Genomic DNA, 17,618 nt, shown 5'->3' on the forward strand with positions numbered 1-17,618 from the left:
CTACGATGAGGGAAATTACATATGATTGGGTTAGGTGTCTATTGACTTAATAGAGAATTTGGTACAAGCCAAAGCGGTCACGCCACTGTAACAGCGAGGTACTTTGCATAGAGGGTGAAATGCTCTCGGTCACTGAAGTTTTTGGGAAGGCGCAAAGTAACGTTAAACTGGAGCCAGGAGAACTGCCTAATTAACAATTGCCAATTGACCTGCGAGAGACAGGGATGGGGATTGATATAGATGAATTTATACTAGCTATGCATAGTTGAAAGCTCATACTATATGCTAGCTTATTAGGCGTGGTAGTTAGTCTAACTGAGATGACAGCCCGTTTCCTCTTCGTGGGGAGACGGGCTTTTTATGTGCACTTATAGTGATAGTTTTAGTTGAGAGAAGAGAGGTACTTATGTTCAAACAAAAGAAGTTTATGGCGTATTTAGCCACGGTTTTCCTCCTAATTGTTAGTATGCTCATCGCTGCATGTGGAGGTCCTAGTGAGACAAAGAAAGATACGGCGCAAAATAGCAAGCCTATTGAGATTACTGACGTAACAGGACGTACGGTAACGCTTAAAAAGCCAGCAGAGAGAGTTGTCTTACAGTGGAGTGGTGCTGGTGGTCCATTCTTTACGATTTCTGCACTTATGGGCAAGGATACACCAAAGGTTATTGCCGGTATGGATACATCTTTGCAGGATTACAGGGCGGATATGTGGAAGCACTTTACTGCTGAAATGCCTGAGCTAGCTAAGATTCCAGTAGTGGGTACAGTCGGTGATAAAACATTTAATGCTGAGCAAGTTGTGGCATTAAATCCAGATGTTATTTTTATTCCTGTAGATTTGAAAGATCAGTACGAGTCTGATGCAAAGCCAAAAATGGATGCTGCTGGTATCCAAACTATTTATATAGATTACCATGCTGAAAAACTTGAAAGTCATCAAAAATCCATCGAAGCCATCGGTAAGGCTTTGGGTAAAGAAGAACGAGCTGCAGAAATTAGCAAGTTCTATACAGATCGTGTGACAAGAGTTCTCGACCGTGTTAGTAAAATTAATAAGCCAAAACCAACTGTTTACCTTGAAGTTGGTATGAATGGCCCGGAAGAATTTGGTAATTCTTTTAGTAGTAATTACTCTTGGGGGGCGTTAGCTACTATGGCTGGTGCTGATGTCATCACAAAGGATGTTATTAAGAAAACGTCTCCTATTAATCCAGAGTTTATACTTGAAAAAAATCCAGATATCATCATGATCATGGGTTCTTACTGGCCTAAGAAACCAACTTCTATGCGTTTAGGTTTTGAAGCTACTGAAGATTCGTCTCAGGCGTTGTTGAAAGCTTTCACCACAGAACGTCAAGGTTGGAGCGAATTAAAAGCTGTTGAAAATAAACAAGTTTACTCTGCGCACCACGGTCTTCCACGTGAAGTCTTTGATGCAGCCGTATTCGAATATTTAGCAAAAACCTTCTATCCTGAAGAGTTTGAGGATGTAGATCCTGAAGCTACACTTAAAGAGTTCTATGACAAATTCTTGCCATTCTCTTATAGTGGCATCTGGTTTATGCATATGAATTAGGGTTGTGTTGTGTGTGAAGGAGCTGATGATGTAAAACCCAAATAAATGCTGTTATATATTGTGTTTATTAGAACTTATTAAGTTTGGAATCGAGGTATTCTATGGTTAAGAAAAAGAAATTTATGGCTTATCTTGCCACCGTGCTCCTACTGATTGTGAGCATGATTATGACAGCTTGTGGTGGTCCAGCAGATACGAAAAAGGATGCGGCACAATCTGGCAAACAAATTGAGATTACAGACGTAACTGGTCAAAAGGTTACCTTGAAAAAACCAGCAGAACGCGTAGTAGTTCAATTGAGTGCTTCCGGTGGTGCGTTCTTGACTATGGCTGCGTTGCAAGGCAAAGATGTGGCTAAGACTATTGTTGGTATTGACCCTTATTTGAGCAAATTGCGTACAGATATGTGGGATCGCTACAAATCTGAAGTGCCAGAGTTGGAAAAAATTCCTCTCATTGGTAACGTAAATGATAAAACATTTGATGTGGAAAAAGTAATTTCCTTAAACCCAGATGTTATCTTCATGCCTTTATATTTCAAAGATCAATATGAAGCTGATTACAAACCTAAAATCGATGCAGCTGGCATTCCTACTATCTATATCGATTACCATGCTGAAAAGCTTGAGAATCACCAAAAATCTATCGAAGCTATCGGTAAAGCTTTGGGTAAAGAAGAGCGTGCTGCAGAAATCAGTAAGTTCTACACTGATCGCTTAAATAGAGTTATGGACCGTATTAGTAAAATCAATAAACCAAAACCAACTGTTTACATTGAAACAGGTAACGAAGGTCCAGAAGGTTTAGGTTTTGCGTATAGTGCAAACGTAGCATGGGGCGCATTAGCAACGCAAGTTGGTGGCGACCTTATTACAAAAGATGTAGTTCAAAAAGCAGGCCCTGTTAACCCAGAATTTATTTTAGAAAGAAACCCAGATATTATAATGATCATCGGTTCTTACTGGCCTAAGAAACCTACATCCATGCGTTTAGGTTTTGATACAAATGAAGCAAAATCTCAAGAGTTATTGAAAGCTTTCACCACAGAACGTCAAGGCTGGCCTGAATTGAAAGCCGTTCAATCTAAAAATGTTTTCTCTACTCACCATGGTTTACCTCGTGAAGTATATGACGTTGCAGTATTCGAATACTTAGCTAAAACATTCTATCCTGAGGAATTCAAGGATGTAGATCCTGAAGGCACACTTAAGGAATTCTATGATAAATTCCTTCCATTCTCTTACGGTGGCGTTTGGTTTATGCATTTGAACTAAAAAGGAGTTTTTCGTAGTGACAGAAACTAACAATCAGTACGATTATAAGAAACAGAGCTATAAAAAGCTCATGTTTATTATCATTGGTCTGATCATTTGTGCGGTAAGTTTTGTTACCGATATTATTGTGGGCCCTGCATCACTCACCTTGAGTGATGTATGGCTCGCATTAACAGACCCAGCAGAGGTTTCCAAAAACGCATATGTTATCATTTGGTCGATTCGTCTTCCGACGGCCATTATGGCATTGCTCGTAGGTGCTTCCTTGGGCATTGCTGGTGCTGGCATGCAGACTATCCTTGATAACCCGTTATCTAGCCCGTATACACTTGGTATATCCGCAGGGGCTGGCTTCGGTGCATCTCTTATGGTTGTTGTAGGCGCTAGTGCATTAGAGTTTTTAGGTGTCTTTATGGTTCCATTTGGCGCCTTTGTATTTGCTAGTTTGACGAGTTTCTTTATCTATTCCATCAATAAGATTAAGAATTTTTCCTCTGAAACGATGATTCTCGCTGGTATCGGCATGATGTTCTTGTTCCAAGCGCTTCAATCCTTGATGCAATATATGGCATCTCCTGAGGCCCTTCAAAACATCGTGTTCTGGACTATGGGGAGTTTAGCGAAGGCTAACTGGATAAATATCTCTATTGTTCTTATCGTGCTAGCAATCATGCTTCCGCTCATGATGCGTGAATCTTGGCGTTTAACAGCATTAAAATTAGGCGATGAAAAGGCTTCTGGTCTTGGTGTTAATGTTGAAAGCTTACGAGTAAAAGTGTTTGCTTTCATCTCCATCATTACAGCCGTTGCTGTTTCTTTCGTTGGAACTATTGGTTTTATCGGTATTGTAGGACCACATATTGCTCGTATGCTTGTGGGTGAGGATCAACGGTATTTCTTACCGTTATCTGCAGTATGTGGCATGGCGATTTTGTCTCTCGCATCTATTGCGAGTAAGATGCTCGTTCCTGGGGCGATGTTCCCAATCGGTATTGTGACGGCAATCATCGGTGTACCTTTCTTCTTCTCGTTGGTATTAACTAGGAAAAGGAGCTATTTCAAATGATTGAAGTTCATAATCTAACCTTTGGTTATTCCGCTACGGAAGACGGACAAATCTTAAAGGGCGTTGACTTTGCTGCTAAAACAGGTAAATTGACTGCGCTCATTGGTACTAACGGTGCTGGTAAATCTACACTTTTAAAAACAATTATGGGTATCTTGAAAGGCAAGGGCGAGATTTCCGTTAATGGTAAACCTGTATCTCAATATTCTACAAAGGATTTTAGTAGTACAGTGAGCTATTTGTCTCAAGATAATGACTGTAAAGTCAATCTATCTGTTTTTGAAGTCGTTATGCTAGGGCGCATGGGCTCCATGTCCTTCCGCGTAAGTGATGAGGATATTGCAGCTACACAAGAGGTATTGGAACGGTTGAACTTACAGCGCTTTGCATCGCGCAGCATCATGGAGCTCAGCGGTGGTCAACGTCAACTTGTGTTTATGGCGCAAGCCCTTGTAAAAGAACCTAAAATCTTAATTCTTGATGAACCGACAAGTGCTTTAGATTTGCACAAGCAATTTGACTTGTTAACATTGCTAAAAAATCTGACTCAAGAAAATGATTTTACAACACTCGTAACATTACATCATCTTGATCTGGCGGCTATGTTCGCAGATGAAATCATCGTGCTCAAAGAGGGTAGAGTATACGCTCAGGGCGCACCGAAAGACATCTTTACAGAAGCCATGATGGAAGATGTATACCGTGTTAAAACGAAAATTTATATGGATGACAATGGGCTACCTCATGTAATTCCATTAGAAGCTATTATTAATTAATAGGATTCTTTGTGATTGCGTTGAGCTTATTATAGTGTTGGAACTATTTATTATAGATAATCATTGACGTGAATCCAGTTATATTAATAGGCTGTAAAATAATTAGTTAATAATAAAAGAAGCTGAAATCTTTGCAGAGCAGCATTGATTTCAGCTTCTTTTTGTTGGGAAAAGTATTGGTATTGTATTTAAATAATCTCTTTAACCTGTGCTATACCCTTATCAGTAAGCACGTAGTGTCCATTTGTCACATATAATAGACCTTGTTTCTTTAGCTGTGAAGCAGCTTGATAAGTATAATCAGGCCTCCAGTTCAAATGCTCATGAATGGTACCGATTCCGTTTTCAACGTGAGCGATAGGCGTATCCATATGTGTATAAATATGGCATAGCATCATCGTTTCCCGATAGTGGCGACGTAAGTGACGTTGACGACGGTATGTGGCGATATAGCCTGTCTTTGGTGTTGCGATAACAGCGATAATCAGTGCGATACCGATGGTGGTTGCAATGGAACCCGCGATGGATACGTCCATGGTGAAAGATACTTCCGTACCGACGACAGCACAGATAATACCGATGATGATACTGCTAGTAAGCATGGCTTTCACAGAGTCCGTCCATAAATAAGCGATGACCGCAGGCCCAATCATGAGGCCGATGACGAGAATGGCACCTACCGCTTGGAATGAGGCTACAACGGTGAGGGATACCATGGTCATGAGTACATAGTGGATGAGGGCTGGCATAAAGCCGAAGAGCCCCGCTAGTAGCGGATCAAAGGTAGATAATTGCAATTCCTTGTAGAACAGCATGACTAAAATTAAATTGATGAGCGCCACGCCTAGGGAAATCCATAGCGATATAGGCCCCAAGTCGGTGCCGCTCAAAATCCATCGATCAAAGGGGGCAAAGGCTATTTCGCCGAGTAATGCGGTATCTACATCGAGATGAGCGTTACCGCTGTATAGGCTGACTAGAATGATGGCGATAGAGAATAGAAGCGGGAAGATGATGCCGATAGACGCATCTTCGTTGACAAGCCCCGTATTGTGTATCATTTCTGTAAGCCATACGGTGCCTACACCAACTAAGGTAGCCCCGACGAGTAGAAATGGAGAGTTTAAATCTTCCGTCATAAAGAAAGCGAGCACGATGCCGAGGAATACGGTGTGCGTAATGGCATCGGCCATCATGGACATGCGACGCAATACGAGGAAGACCCCAGGGATGGCACATGCGATGGATACCGCAATGGCAATGAGCAATATCTCTGTATGAACTGTCATGGGGCACCTCCTATGCGAGGTTGTGCGTCCTCTGCTACGCAAATACTTTGCTGTGCCTTGGATTTGGGAGCCCTCGTGGTTTCTAACAATAATGCGTGCTTTGACTGTCTATTTTTACGGAACTGCCAGAGCATACCTCTGTTAGGAGCAAAGATGAGGCTCAATAATACGAGAATCGATAAAATGACGATGATAGCTGGACCTGTCGGTAATTTTGGAACTGATGTACTCCAGATAGTACCGCCGATGGCGGATATCATGCCGAAAAATCCTGCTAATATACACATGGTGCCCAGTTTATTCGTCCACTGTCTTGCCCCAACGGCGGGTGCAATGAGGAGGGAGCTAATCAAGATAGCCCCTACCGATTGAATGCCGATAATGATGGTCATGATTAATAATGAACGATATAAAATAAGGGTGAAAGTGACGGGAATTTGTAGTGTTTTGGCGTATTCCACATCGAAGGAGATGAGCTTTAACTCCTTCCAGAATAATGCGGTTAACACGATGATGATGAGCGCTGCTGCAGATGTGATGTACACGTCGCGCGCTAATATGGTGGCTGCCTGTCCAAATATAAATTTTGAAAGCCCTGCTTGACCAGCATTGTTTAAGCTTTGTACATAGGTGAGCAATACCATACCGAGCCCAAAGAAGGCAGAGAGTATGGTAGCTAAAGCGCCATCAAATTTGATCTTGCTATTTTCTACGGTAATGGTAATGAGCCAAGCCGCAGTAATCGACGAAAGGGCGGCGCCAGCGATGAGTACCTCGATGTCCTTGATACCTGTCAGCAAGAAGGCAATGACCACACCGGGCAGTGCCGCATGAGATAGGCCATCACCGATGAGGCTTTCCTTGCGAAGTACTGCAAAGGTGCCCGCAATACCACTAGCGAGTCCTAATAAAGCCGTGCCGAGCAGTACCATCTGTGTCGTATAGGATTGGAGTAGGGTCATACAATCCTCCCCTTGCCGTAGGTGCGCTCAATAGCTTCGTCCGTAAATGTATCTGCTACAGGACCATAAGCGATAGTTTGTTTGTTTACCATCGTTACCCAATCGAAATATTGGGGCACCGTATTCAAGTCGTGGTGCACGACGATAACCGTTTTGCCTCGAGCTTTCATTTCTTGTAACAGGGAAATAATAGCATGCTCTGTGGTTTTATCGACGCCTTTAAAGGGTTCGTCCATGAGGTAAATATCTGCTTCTTGGACAAGGGCTCTTGCAAGGAAGACGCGCTGTTGCTGTCCCCCTGAAAGCTGGCGAATTTGTCGATCCACATAGTCGCTCATACCCATTTTTTCAATCATAGAGAGGGCGAGTTCCTTATCCTTTTTGCTAGGTCGCTTGAACCAACCTAGATGACCATAACGGCCCATGAGTACTACATCTAGTACGGTGGTAGGAAAGTCCCAGTCTACGCTGCCACTTTGAGGGACGTAGGCGATTTTCTTGTAATCATTTTTGTCCATTACTAAGTGGTGATCGATATAAAATTTTACACTTCCTGAGATAACTGTTAGTAGACCGAGCATGGCCTTTAATAATGTGGACTTACCGGCACCATTAGGGCCGACAATGGCCGCTAAGGAACCGATGGGTACCTTCATATCTACGTCCCATAATACGGGTTTTGTCGTATATGCTACGGTCATATCTTCAACTTCAACGGCCCATTCCATGGAAACCTCCTTGTATTAATGAGTGCCACTAGCAGAAGATTGCTAGTAGCACATGTACTTACAATAACAAAGTAAATTTGAGTCTATTAAGTTAGTATACGTAAATTTAATTTGTCTTATTTAATTAAGAAAATCTAGCAATTGATTATTTAAGTGCTTTGGTAATTGTATCAATATTGGCTTTTACCATGCCGATATATGTACCGCCTTCAGTGCCTTCAGAACCGAGAGAGTCGGAATATAATTCGCCACCGATGGCAACATTCCAGCCTTTAGCCTTAGCTGCTTCTTGAACGGCTTCAATTGTTTTATGTGGTACAGAAGACTCTACGAAAATCGCTTTAATTTTGTGGTCTACGATATATTGAACCAGTTCATTCACATCTTGTGTGCCTGCTTCTGTAGCAGTACTTACACCTTGCAAACCTTTTACTTCAAAGCCATAAGCGCGAGCGAAGTATTGGAATGCATCATGTGCTGTTACAAGTACGCGAGATTCTTTCGGAATCGATTCTGCTTGAGCTTTAACGTACGCATCAGTTTCATCTAATTTAGTAAGATATGCGTCATAGCGTTTTTTGTAATCTTCTTTATGAGCCGGATCGGATTTAGCAAGACCTTCGTATACTGCTTTTGCTGCCAGTTTCCAGTTAGCAACGTCAAACCAAATATGAGGGTCTTTTGTTTTTACACCATCTTCTTCGTCAAAGTCGAGCAATGTAGCTGGATCAATGGCATCAGATACGCGGATGGTCGCTTTATTTTGCTTTGTTAGGTTATCGAAAATGGAGCCCATTTTACCTTCCAAGTGAATGCCGTTGTATACTACAACATCCGCCTTAGACATAGCTGTTACATCGCCTGCACTCGCTTGATATAGGTGAGGGTCTACACCAGGTCCCATGAGACCTTGTACGGTTACATGATCACCGCCGATTTCTTTTACTAAATCCGTTAACATCGTTGTAGTAGCTACGACATTAAGTTTTTTCTGACTATCTTGGGCTGTGTCTTTTCCGCAGCCTGCAAGGGCAAATACTATAAGTGCTAATGATACGACGACTAATAAAATTCGATTAAATTTCATAATAAGCCTCCTTTTTTATAGATACTAAATTTAAAAACATTAATGACTTTGTTTGAGGGAAATATTTTGTTCTAATAATGAAATAATTTGAAGAAGGAAAATATCTCTCTGAATTTAAACGGAAAAATAGCCGCTACTAACGTAGCGGCTAGTGACAGTTATACAGTCTTCTGCTAAGGTCAAAATAATCTAGGGAATAAGTGCTTGTAGATGGCTAGGCCCAACGAGGGCAACGATACCAAGTACCATCATGACCTTCATTTGAATACGCTTTCTACGTCTCATGATGAACCTCCTTTGTGTAGTTTTTTGTCATATCAACTAGATATGTGAGTCCGGACAGTTATCTTGAATTCAATATATCATAAATGAGAAAATTTATCAATAAGAATTTATTCTTTTAATATTCATCTTTATTTAGTATGATATTATGCATAGGTAAAAGGTTAATAAGGAGGCTTCTTATGAATAAATTATTCCGATACGCTGCTGCAGCAGTACTCGTTGCATCTTTTGGCATGTTAAGTGATTATACAGCTGATGCAGCGAAGTTTTTAGAATCTCCAAGAGAGGTTACTATTGTAAAACCTGAGTTACCTGAGATCCCTCAAACCGCTATGGTAGCGCCTGATATGCGCGTACGCTTCTTGATTGATAAAAAAGGTAATGTTAAAAATGTTTTCGTAGAGCGCTCTTCTGGATATGCTCCCGTTGATGAAGCAGTAAAAAAAGCAATTTTGCAGTGGAAGTTTACCCCTGCTATTGGCACAGATCAAAAGGCACACGAATCCATTATTGGGATGACAATTACTCTGCCTAAGCAAGCTGTGAAAGCTAAATAAGGAGAAAATGATGAATAAAGTGTTGCGTTGTATTATCTTAAGCTCATTGTTTGTAATGAGTATGGTAGCTTCTGTGTTGGCAGCTCCATATGATCCACCAGTAGCTATAGCTACACCACCTATTGACCGAGCACTGCTCGCCGCCTATGGTGAAGCAGCTCATGGTGCAGATATACGTTTTACCATCAAGGAAGATGGTTCTGTAGGGGACGTTGAAGTTGTTTCATCTAGTGGCTCTAGTGCGCTTGATGCCGCCATTGTTGATACTATTTCTAAATGGAGATTTAGCCCTGCTACAGATTCCAATGGTAAACCTGTAGCATCTTCTAAAACTGAATATATTGATTTTAAAAACTAATCAAAGGCACTCATACAGAACTGCACTCCAAAAATTGGACACAATTTTTGAAGTGCAGTTTTTGTATGCCAAAATATTCTAAAAAATAAAGTAAGGTTATTCTTTTTTCATAATATTGGATTCGTAAATTTAAAAATAAATCAAAATTGTATCTGTAGCAACTGAAAATTACTTTCAAAATGATATAATAAAAATATAATTATAGATTAGCCCGTGGAGGTATAAGCATATGAATCCATTAAAACAAAAGCTAGATATTAACAATGAACGTTACAGAATTATTGTGTCCATTAAAGAAGATTATTTAGATGGTAAATTGTCCTTAGAAGAGGGCAATCGCATTTTAAAAGAGAAACTAGGTACTTGTACACCTGATGAGTTTGCCTATGCAGAGCAAAGCTTGAAAGGTGTTTACAAGGACGAAGAAATCCTAGAGAAAATGGATGATCTCTTAGATCTATTTGATGGCGTTTTGGTGCGTGCTGAAAATGAGTATCCTGAGAACCATCCGTTGTGGGCGTACTTGGAAGAAATCAACGCTGTTGAAAAGGTAGCCCTTGAAGCAGACGAATTGTTGAAACAAGAGAAGTTTATCAAAAATCCGTGGCTCGGTATTTTTGATTCCTTAGCAGAGTGGAGAACTCATCTATCTCGTAAGCAAAATCAACTCTATCCGATGCTTGAGGACCACGGCTTTGATCGTCCAACGCGCATTATGTGGACCTTTGATGATGCTGTGCGCGATGCTATCTCTGCATCCTACGCATTGCTTCGGGAAGATAGATACGAAGAATTCCTAGCATCTGTGCCAGAAACTTTGGCAAAATTACGAGATTTGAATTCTAAAGAACTAGAAGTCTTATTGCCAACATCTTATAAATTGTTGAGTGACGAAGAGTTTGTGCGGATGAGTAAAAATGACCATGAAATTGGTTATGCTATCATCAATGCGCCAGGTTTATATGTAGTGCCAGGTATTAATGATTCTGCGGCGCAATTGAATGGCAATAATTCAGCTCAAGGTGGTGCTGTATCTAACGAATTTTTAAATGATTTAGCTGGCTTGCTATCTAAATATGTAGGCCCTGTTGGTGGGGCGCCCGCTGGTAAGGATGCAGTCCTCGATGTAGCAACGGGTAAATTGACATTAGAGCAAATTAATTTGTTGTTCCGTCATTTACCGGTAGATTTATCCTATGTAGATGAAAATGAACTAGTTAAGTTCTACAGCGATACGGCACATCGTATTTTCCCTCGCAGTGCGAACGTTATCGGCCGTGAGGTGAAGAATTGTCACCCTGCAAAATCTGTTCATATAGTAGAGGAAATTGTAGAGAAGTTCCGTTCTGGCGAACAAAGCCAAGCGGAATTCTGGATTAATAAACCAGGCTTGTTCATCTATGTTATCTACACAGCAGTACGCGATGAAAATGGTAAATTCCGCGGCGTATTGGAAATGATGCAAGACTGTACTCATATCCGTGAACTTGAGGGTTCCCGCACATTGTTGACTTGGGATAAAACTGATTTTGTAGGCGATGGTGGTAAAGAAAAATCCTTGGCTCAAGAGGCAGCAGAAGAGGTAGAAGAAGAACCATTAACAACTGATGCAAATGGTCGATTCCATATCGATGCAAAAACAACATTATCTAATCTAATTAAACATCGTCCAGATATTGTAGATCATTTGATTTCTTTAAATCCTAAATTCGAGAAATTAAAAACACCTATGGTAAAAGTAATGGCTAAGGTAGCAACAATCAAGATGATGGCAGAGCGCGGTGATTTTGAGGTAGATGATCTAATTAGTAAAATCGATGCATTTATCAATAAAGATAAGAAATAATTGCATTTTTTAAGCGTGAAAGAGGCAAGTGCTTAGGACCTTGCCTCTTTTTCGTTTTGCTATTTGACTAGTTGATTTGTAAATATAACTAGTTACTTTGTAACTATGTCTAGTTTTTAAGGTGTTCCATTGCATACTAATAGTTTTATGCCGCTAGGTATTAATTTATTACATTACAAATGTGTTGCACTAATTCAAAATAAACATACATTAATTTCCTATAAATCATTTGTTTTATGTATACAAATTTGATTGAAAAGGGTAAAATAGAAAATAATGAAAGTATTTGCCTTAGCAGTGTTTTCATGTACAACATTACTTTTACAAGAGAAATTACTAATATATTTAAAGGTGAGGATCTAGATACTATGTCGACAAGACGCGTTTGGAAGCAAAGTGAAATCAAAACAAACCCATTATTTTCTATGATGCGCAGTACAATTGAAACTGCATTCTATGGGAACAATGTAACTCCTGTAACATCTGTGGCACAAGCGTATCAATTAGCCTCTGAAGAGCCAGGTGTTATCGTCCTAGATATGCCAGTATTTAAACCTTTAGAGCAAGGTTTGCCAGCTGATGCAAAGGTTCTTGTTACAAACGATGGTAAAACTACTGGCCGTTATGCTAAAGCTCGCCGCATTATTGGCGATGAAGGCATAGATGAAGTTGAACTCGCTAACATTGCACGTGACGCAGTATATGATAGCCGCAATAAAGAGTGGATTTCTGCGGAATCTATCGTTGGTCTTGATAAAAAATTCACAGCTCGTGCTCATTTGATGATTCCAAAAGATCACGCGTCTATTTTATATTCTTGGCTTATGAACTTTAAGTTCTTTGATGCGGCTGTAAAAGAATTCTACAACGATAGTGTAGATATTCCGGAAGGCGATATCTATATTTACTCTGATCCTGACTATGTTGTGCCAGGTCATCCAGGTGGTCTTGCTATTTTTGACCCTGCTCATAACTGTGCCATGATTCTTGGTATGCGCTACTTCGGGGAGCATAAAAAAGGTACGCTTACACTTGCGTGGTCCTTGGCAAACCGCTTTGATTATGTTGCATGCCACGGCGGTATGAAACGTTACAACCTTGAAGGTGGTAAAACATATACTATCGGTGTATTCGGTTTGTCCGGTTCCGGTAAATCCACATTGACTCATGAAAAACATGGTGGTCGATATGATATTTCTATCTTGCATGATGATGCGTATGTTATCAATACAAACGATTTGAGTTCTATTGCTCTCGAACCTACATACTTCGATAAAATGCAAGATTATCCTGTGGAACATCCTGCTAATGAATTCTTGTTAACACTACAAAACGTAGGCGTAACAATGGATGAAGATGGTCGCAAGGTTGTATTGGCCGAAGATGTGCGTAATAGCAATGGTCGTGCTATCAAATCTCAATTCTGGACAGATAATCGCGTAAACTACGTTGGTGAACCGGTTAATGCCATAGTATGGCTTATGAAAGATAAAACTTTGCCACCAATCCTTAAAATCTCCGATCCTGTATTGGCGTCTACAATGGGGGCAACACTTGCAACTCGCCGCTCTACGGCAGAAAAACTTGATGCTCATGTCGATCCAAATGCACTCGTTATCGAACCTTACGCAAATCCATTCCGTACATATCCATTGGTTCGTGACTATGAAAGCTATAAAAAACTGTTCTGCGAATGTGGTGTTGAATGCTACATCATGAACACAGGCTTCTTCTTGGAAAATAAAATTCCTAAAGAAGTTACTCTTGATTTGTTGGAACGTTTGGTGGAAGGTACATTGGAATTCAAACCATTCTGTGAATACGAAAATCTTTCCTATGTAGAGGTACCAGGTTTTGAACCTCCATTCGAAGTACGTGAATACCATCACCAATTACACCAAGCTTTCGAATTCCGTTATGACTATGTGGAAAAACTTAAAGGTCATAAAAACGAATTACCTCAAGAAGTACTGGATGTACTTAAATCCTTAATGTGATTTAAAAATTAAAAAGGGCTGTAATAGAATGCGGTTCTATCGCATCCTATATGTAGTTCGTTTACCTTATAAGACATACCAAGAAATTTAGCTTTGTAAGATACTAAATTTCTTGGTATTTTTTTATTTTCCCATGTATATGTAACGTATATTTTAGTAATATATAGTTATAATAGAAATAATGTTTTATTATAAGATTTGTATATGTACATAGTTATAAGGACTCGTATATGGACATAAAAGACATTAAATATATTAGTACCATCGTTGAAATGGCATCATTTTCAAAGGCATCTAAAAAATTATATATTTCTCAGCCAGCGTTGAGTCAGGGGATTCGTCGTATTGAAGCAGAGCTAGGAGTTACGTTATTTGTTCGTGATCGTACAAAAGTCGTGCCAACTGCTGCGGCGTTACAAATTGCAAAAGAGGGCATGCCGTTAGTTTTAAAGGCGGAGGCTTTAACGCAATCTATCATTAATCAAGGCACAGATGTAGCCTATCATGTGCGTATTGGATTGTCTCAATTCTATGGACATCATATGCTTGGAAAAACGTTGAAAAGCTTTCAACAGATAGAGCCTTCTTGGGAGTTCCATGTTGTAGAGGGCGAATCTCACTTTTTGGAACAGCAAATTTGTGATGGTTTAGTAGATGTAGGGCTATTCCCAACGCCGATTTATTCTCAGGACCTTGAAAGTTATCCCGTTTTAGATGAGCAGATTTTATTGGCCATTAGTGTGGAAAATAAGAAGGCTATAGCCATTGCAGATTCTCTCATGACTGGTGATGGAATTCGAGAAATTGCACCCTTTGGAGCATTCCCGTTTATTTTGCTAAGAGAAGGACTCAAATTACGGACGTTGGTAAACCGTCTATGCCAAGCGGAATCCTTTGTGCCTAAGGCTGTCATTGGCTCTGAAACTCTAGATTCATGCCGCTCCTTGGTAGAAGATGATTATGGTATTACATTCTTGCCGAGCACGCTCAATAGAAAGGGGGATGACGATAAGGTTAAATTCTATCCTCTTGCATCGAAACTTTGTTTCCGCCAATTAGTTCTTGTGGCGAGGTCTGATCGGGCAAAACGTTTCCATTTATCTGAAGTAGCACATATCATGCTGCAATTTTTGTAGTGTATAGGTATAAAGATAGTTAGGTGGCATATCCTGAGGGGTGGATCATATTAATAAATTAATAATTAATATATAAATTAATACGTAAATCAATCAATTAATCAATAAAATAAAGAGACTAATTCCTGTAAAATTTAGGAATTAGTCTCTTTTTATTTATGAAAAGAAACTGAAAAAATCGAATTAAATAAATATAGTAATTATCATATTCTTAGATATAGATGCGTCAAAAATTTCTCAAATTCTAATTGACAAATGTCTTTTCAGAAAATATACTTATAGTAGATTAAAACATATTTAGGAGATAGGATTTAAAACCCATCATTGTAGTGGATTTAAAGTGAATTAAAAGTAGAATATGTTTTTGTTTTTATTGGTTGGCCTATGTAGGCCCCTAGGAGGTTTCAAATGAGTAAAGATGTGGAAAATAAAAATACCCATGAACACAATCATGGTGAACAACATGGTCACGACCATAATCATGAACATCATTGCCACTGTGGCGGTCATGATCATCATGGTCACGACCACGATCATCAACATGACCACGATCATAGTCATGCAAAGGCTCTTCCGACGGATAAATGGGTGCCACACACTCATGAACCAGGGGTACCTCATGAACATGGTGTAAATGACTACATGAAAGCTGTTGCTGAGTATCGTAAAACATGGCCTACAAAACAAGATGTAATTGAACAAACACCAGATCCTGCTGTGCGTGAAATGATTCTTCGTATGGAGCAAATCGGTTGTGATACGGTATTTGACCGCTTTGATAAACAACAACCACAATGTACATTTGGTATTGCTGGTATATGTTGTCGTATCTGTTTCATGGGCCCTTGTAAAATTACACCTAAGAGTCCTCGTGGTGTCTGCGGTGCGGATGCTGACCTCATCGTAGCTCGTAATATGACACGTGCTGCTGCAGGTGGTTTGACTCAACATGGTGCACATGCTCGTGAAATCTTGATTTCTTTGAAAGCTGCTGCTAATGACCAATTGGACATTCCAATTTTAGGGGAAGAAAAAATCCGTACTGTATGTAAGGCTTTCAACATCCCTGAAGAAGGTCGTTCCTTGAAAGAAGTGGCTAATGATTTAGCAGATGTATTGCTCGAAGATTTGAGCCGTGCATTGCCAGGTGAATATAAAACAATTACAGCTATGGCTCCTGCAGAGCGTCGCGAAGTTTGGAAAAACTTGGATATCTTGCCTGTTTCCGCATACAATGAAGCCTTTGATGCATATCATCGTACAACCGTAGGTACAGATGGCGATTGGGAAAGCAACATGAAACAATTCTTACGTTGTGGTCTTGCGTTCACATTCACAGGCGTAGTGGCCGCAGATATCGCTACTGATGCATTATTCGGTCAAGGCGGTCGCCGTACATCCAAAGTTAACATTGGAGCCTTGAAAAAAGGGTATGTTAACATCGCTGTTCATGGTCACTTGCCAACATTGGTTTCTCAAATTTGTAAGATTGGTGCGTCCGAAGAGTATTTAGAAAAAGCAAAAGCTATCGGAGCTAAAGGTATTCAATTCTATGGTATTTGCTGCTCTGGCTTATCCAGTATGTACCGCTATGAAAATGTTATTCCATTGTGTAATGCTATCGGCGCTGAGCTCGTACTTGGTACAGGCGCACTCGATTGCTGGGTAGCTGACGTACAAGACGTATATCCTGCTATCATGGACGTAGCACGTTGCTTCAACACAAAGGTTATCACTACATCTGATGCAGCTCGTTTACCAGGTGCTGAACACATCGGCTACGATCATCATCACACTAACTTGGCTGAAACAAAAGATTTGGCTCGCAAAATTTTGGATCGTGCTCTTGAAGCGCATGAATTGCGTAAAGGTATGCCTGTATTCATTCCGCCATACGAAATCACAGCAGAAGTTGGCTTCTCTCCAGAATCCACTGTTAAACATTATGGTTCCTTCAAACCATTGGCAGAGGCTTTAAAATCTGGTAAAGTTCGCGGTATCGTTAACGTAGTAGGTTGTTCTAACCCTCGTGTTATCTATGAAAAGGCAACTGTAGATATTGTTGATACACTTATTAAAAATGGCTGTATCATCCTTACAAACGGTTGTGCATCTTTCCCATTGATGAAACTTGGCTATTGTAATACAGATGCTAACAAGAAATGTAGCCCTGCATTGCAAGAGTTCTTGGGCGATGATCAACCACCAGTATGGCATGTGGGTGAATGTGTAGATAATGCGCGTTCCTCTGGTATCTTCGGCGGTATTGCTGCAGAACTTGGCCTTAACTTACCTCAATTGCCATTTGCTATGTCTAGTCCTGAATGGTCTAACGAAAAAGGTATCGATGCATCCCTTGGCTTCCGCCTAATGGGTATTAACTCTTACCACTGCGTTGAACCACCTACACAAGGCTCTGATGCTGTAACAAAATGGTTGAAAGAGGACACTAAAGACATCTTAGGTTCTGTTATGTATGTTAATACAGATCCTGCTAAAGTAGCTGAGAAAATCTTGGCAGATATCGATGAAAAACGCGCTGCTTTAGGTTGGGCTGAAGTAAAATAGTAATTAGTAAATTATAGTTTATAATAAGAAACGCTCAAAAGCGTAATGGTTATCGTATTTCCTTAAGCTTTTGAGCTTTTTTCTTTATATAAGAGTATAGTGTTACTTGT

At 40.2% G+C, this 17,618-nt stretch carries 14 protein-coding genes and 1 riboswitch; of the genes, 10 read left to right on the forward strand and 4 right to left on the reverse strand.

The genetic code is table 11. The annotated features are described in order from the left end of the window. Positions 1–15 precede the first annotated feature (15 nt). A riboswitch (cobalamin riboswitch) is annotated at positions 16–204 on the forward strand. A gap of 202 nt (positions 205–406) precedes the next feature. From E6X37_RS04915 to E6X37_RS04930, 4 genes are all read left to right on the forward strand, one after another. Further along, entirely contained in the window at positions 407–1,579 is a 1,173-nt protein-coding gene (locus E6X37_RS04915; RefSeq protein WP_316689638.1) for an ABC transporter substrate-binding protein, read from the forward strand. A gap of 101 nt (positions 1,580–1,680) precedes the next feature. Beyond that, on the forward strand, positions 1,681–2,853 hold the full coding sequence (locus E6X37_RS04920) for an ABC transporter substrate-binding protein (protein WP_316689640.1): 1,173 nt from the start codon (positions 1,681–1,683) through the stop codon (positions 2,851–2,853). Positions 2,854–2,869: 16 nt separating this feature from the next. Then, positions 2,870–3,919, forward strand: a complete 1,050-nt coding sequence (locus tag E6X37_RS04925) for a FecCD family ABC transporter permease (RefSeq protein ID WP_287533355.1) — start codon at positions 2,870–2,872, stop codon at positions 3,917–3,919. Next, on the forward strand, positions 3,916–4,695 hold the full coding sequence (locus E6X37_RS04930; RefSeq protein ID WP_278618595.1) for an ABC transporter ATP-binding protein: 780 nt from the start codon (positions 3,916–3,918) through the stop codon (positions 4,693–4,695). The genes E6X37_RS04925 and E6X37_RS04930 overlap by 4 nt, the downstream gene beginning before the upstream one ends. Positions 4,696–4,883: 188 nt before the next feature. Here E6X37_RS04930 and E6X37_RS04935 read toward each other — a convergent pair whose 3' ends face one another. From E6X37_RS04935 to E6X37_RS04950, 4 genes are all read right to left on the reverse strand, one after another. Continuing rightward, positions 4,884–5,984 (reverse strand): metal ABC transporter permease, encoded by a 1,101-nt coding sequence (locus tag E6X37_RS04935; RefSeq protein ID WP_287506881.1) that lies wholly within the window; start codon positions 5,982–5,984, stop codon positions 4,884–4,886. Further along, on the reverse strand, positions 5,981–6,946 hold the full coding sequence (locus E6X37_RS04940) for a metal ABC transporter permease (RefSeq protein ID WP_287506882.1): 966 nt from the start codon (positions 6,944–6,946) through the stop codon (positions 5,981–5,983). The genes E6X37_RS04935 and E6X37_RS04940 overlap by 4 nt, the downstream gene beginning before the upstream one ends. Then, the gene (locus E6X37_RS04945; protein ID WP_287506884.1) at positions 6,943–7,674 is read right to left on the reverse strand and encodes a metal ABC transporter ATP-binding protein; all 732 of its coding nucleotides are present in this window, start codon (positions 7,672–7,674) and stop codon (positions 6,943–6,945) included. Before E6X37_RS04945 ends, E6X37_RS04940 begins: the two co-directional genes overlap by 4 nt. Before the next feature lie 145 nt (positions 7,675–7,819). Beyond that, positions 7,820–8,761 (reverse strand): metal ABC transporter solute-binding protein, Zn/Mn family, encoded by a 942-nt coding sequence (locus E6X37_RS04950; protein ID WP_024061312.1) that lies wholly within the window; start codon positions 8,759–8,761, stop codon positions 7,820–7,822. 464 nt (positions 8,762–9,225) lie between these two features. Between E6X37_RS04950 and E6X37_RS04955 the strand changes: the two genes are divergently transcribed. The 6 genes from E6X37_RS04955 (at position 9,226) to cooS (ending at position 17,508) form a co-directional block, all read left to right on the forward strand. After that, a complete protein-coding gene (locus E6X37_RS04955; RefSeq protein ID WP_024061071.1) occupies positions 9,226–9,603 on the forward strand; it encodes an energy transducer TonB in 378 nt (125 codons plus the stop codon). A 10-nt stretch (positions 9,604–9,613) separates the two neighbouring features. Then, positions 9,614–9,961, forward strand: coding sequence for an energy transducer TonB (locus E6X37_RS04960; protein WP_004697914.1), 348 nt, complete (start codon positions 9,614–9,616; stop codon positions 9,959–9,961). 229 nt (positions 9,962–10,190) lie between these two features. Beyond that, positions 10,191–11,807: a PAS domain-containing protein gene (locus E6X37_RS04965; RefSeq protein WP_287506886.1), complete on the forward strand. Its 1,617-nt coding sequence runs from the start codon at positions 10,191–10,193 to the stop codon at positions 11,805–11,807. A 368-nt stretch (positions 11,808–12,175) separates the two neighbouring features. After that, entirely contained in the window at positions 12,176–13,804 is a 1,629-nt protein-coding gene (locus E6X37_RS04970) for a phosphoenolpyruvate carboxykinase (ATP) (RefSeq protein WP_012863802.1), read from the forward strand. A 230-nt stretch (positions 13,805–14,034) separates the two neighbouring features. After that, the gene (locus tag E6X37_RS04975) at positions 14,035–14,940 is read left to right on the forward strand and encodes a LysR family transcriptional regulator (RefSeq protein WP_287506889.1); all 906 of its coding nucleotides are present in this window, start codon (positions 14,035–14,037) and stop codon (positions 14,938–14,940) included. Between the two features lie 408 nt (positions 14,941–15,348). Next, positions 15,349–17,508 (forward strand): anaerobic carbon-monoxide dehydrogenase catalytic subunit, encoded by a 2,160-nt coding sequence (gene cooS, locus E6X37_RS04980; protein ID WP_077708012.1) that lies wholly within the window; start codon positions 15,349–15,351, stop codon positions 17,506–17,508. The last annotated feature ends 110 nt before the right edge of the window (positions 17,509–17,618 follow it).

Origin of the sequence: Veillonella parvula (assembly GCF_032550495.1) — a bacterium.
GTDB classification, from domain to species: domain Bacteria; phylum Bacillota; class Negativicutes; order Veillonellales; family Veillonellaceae; genus Veillonella; species Veillonella parvula_G.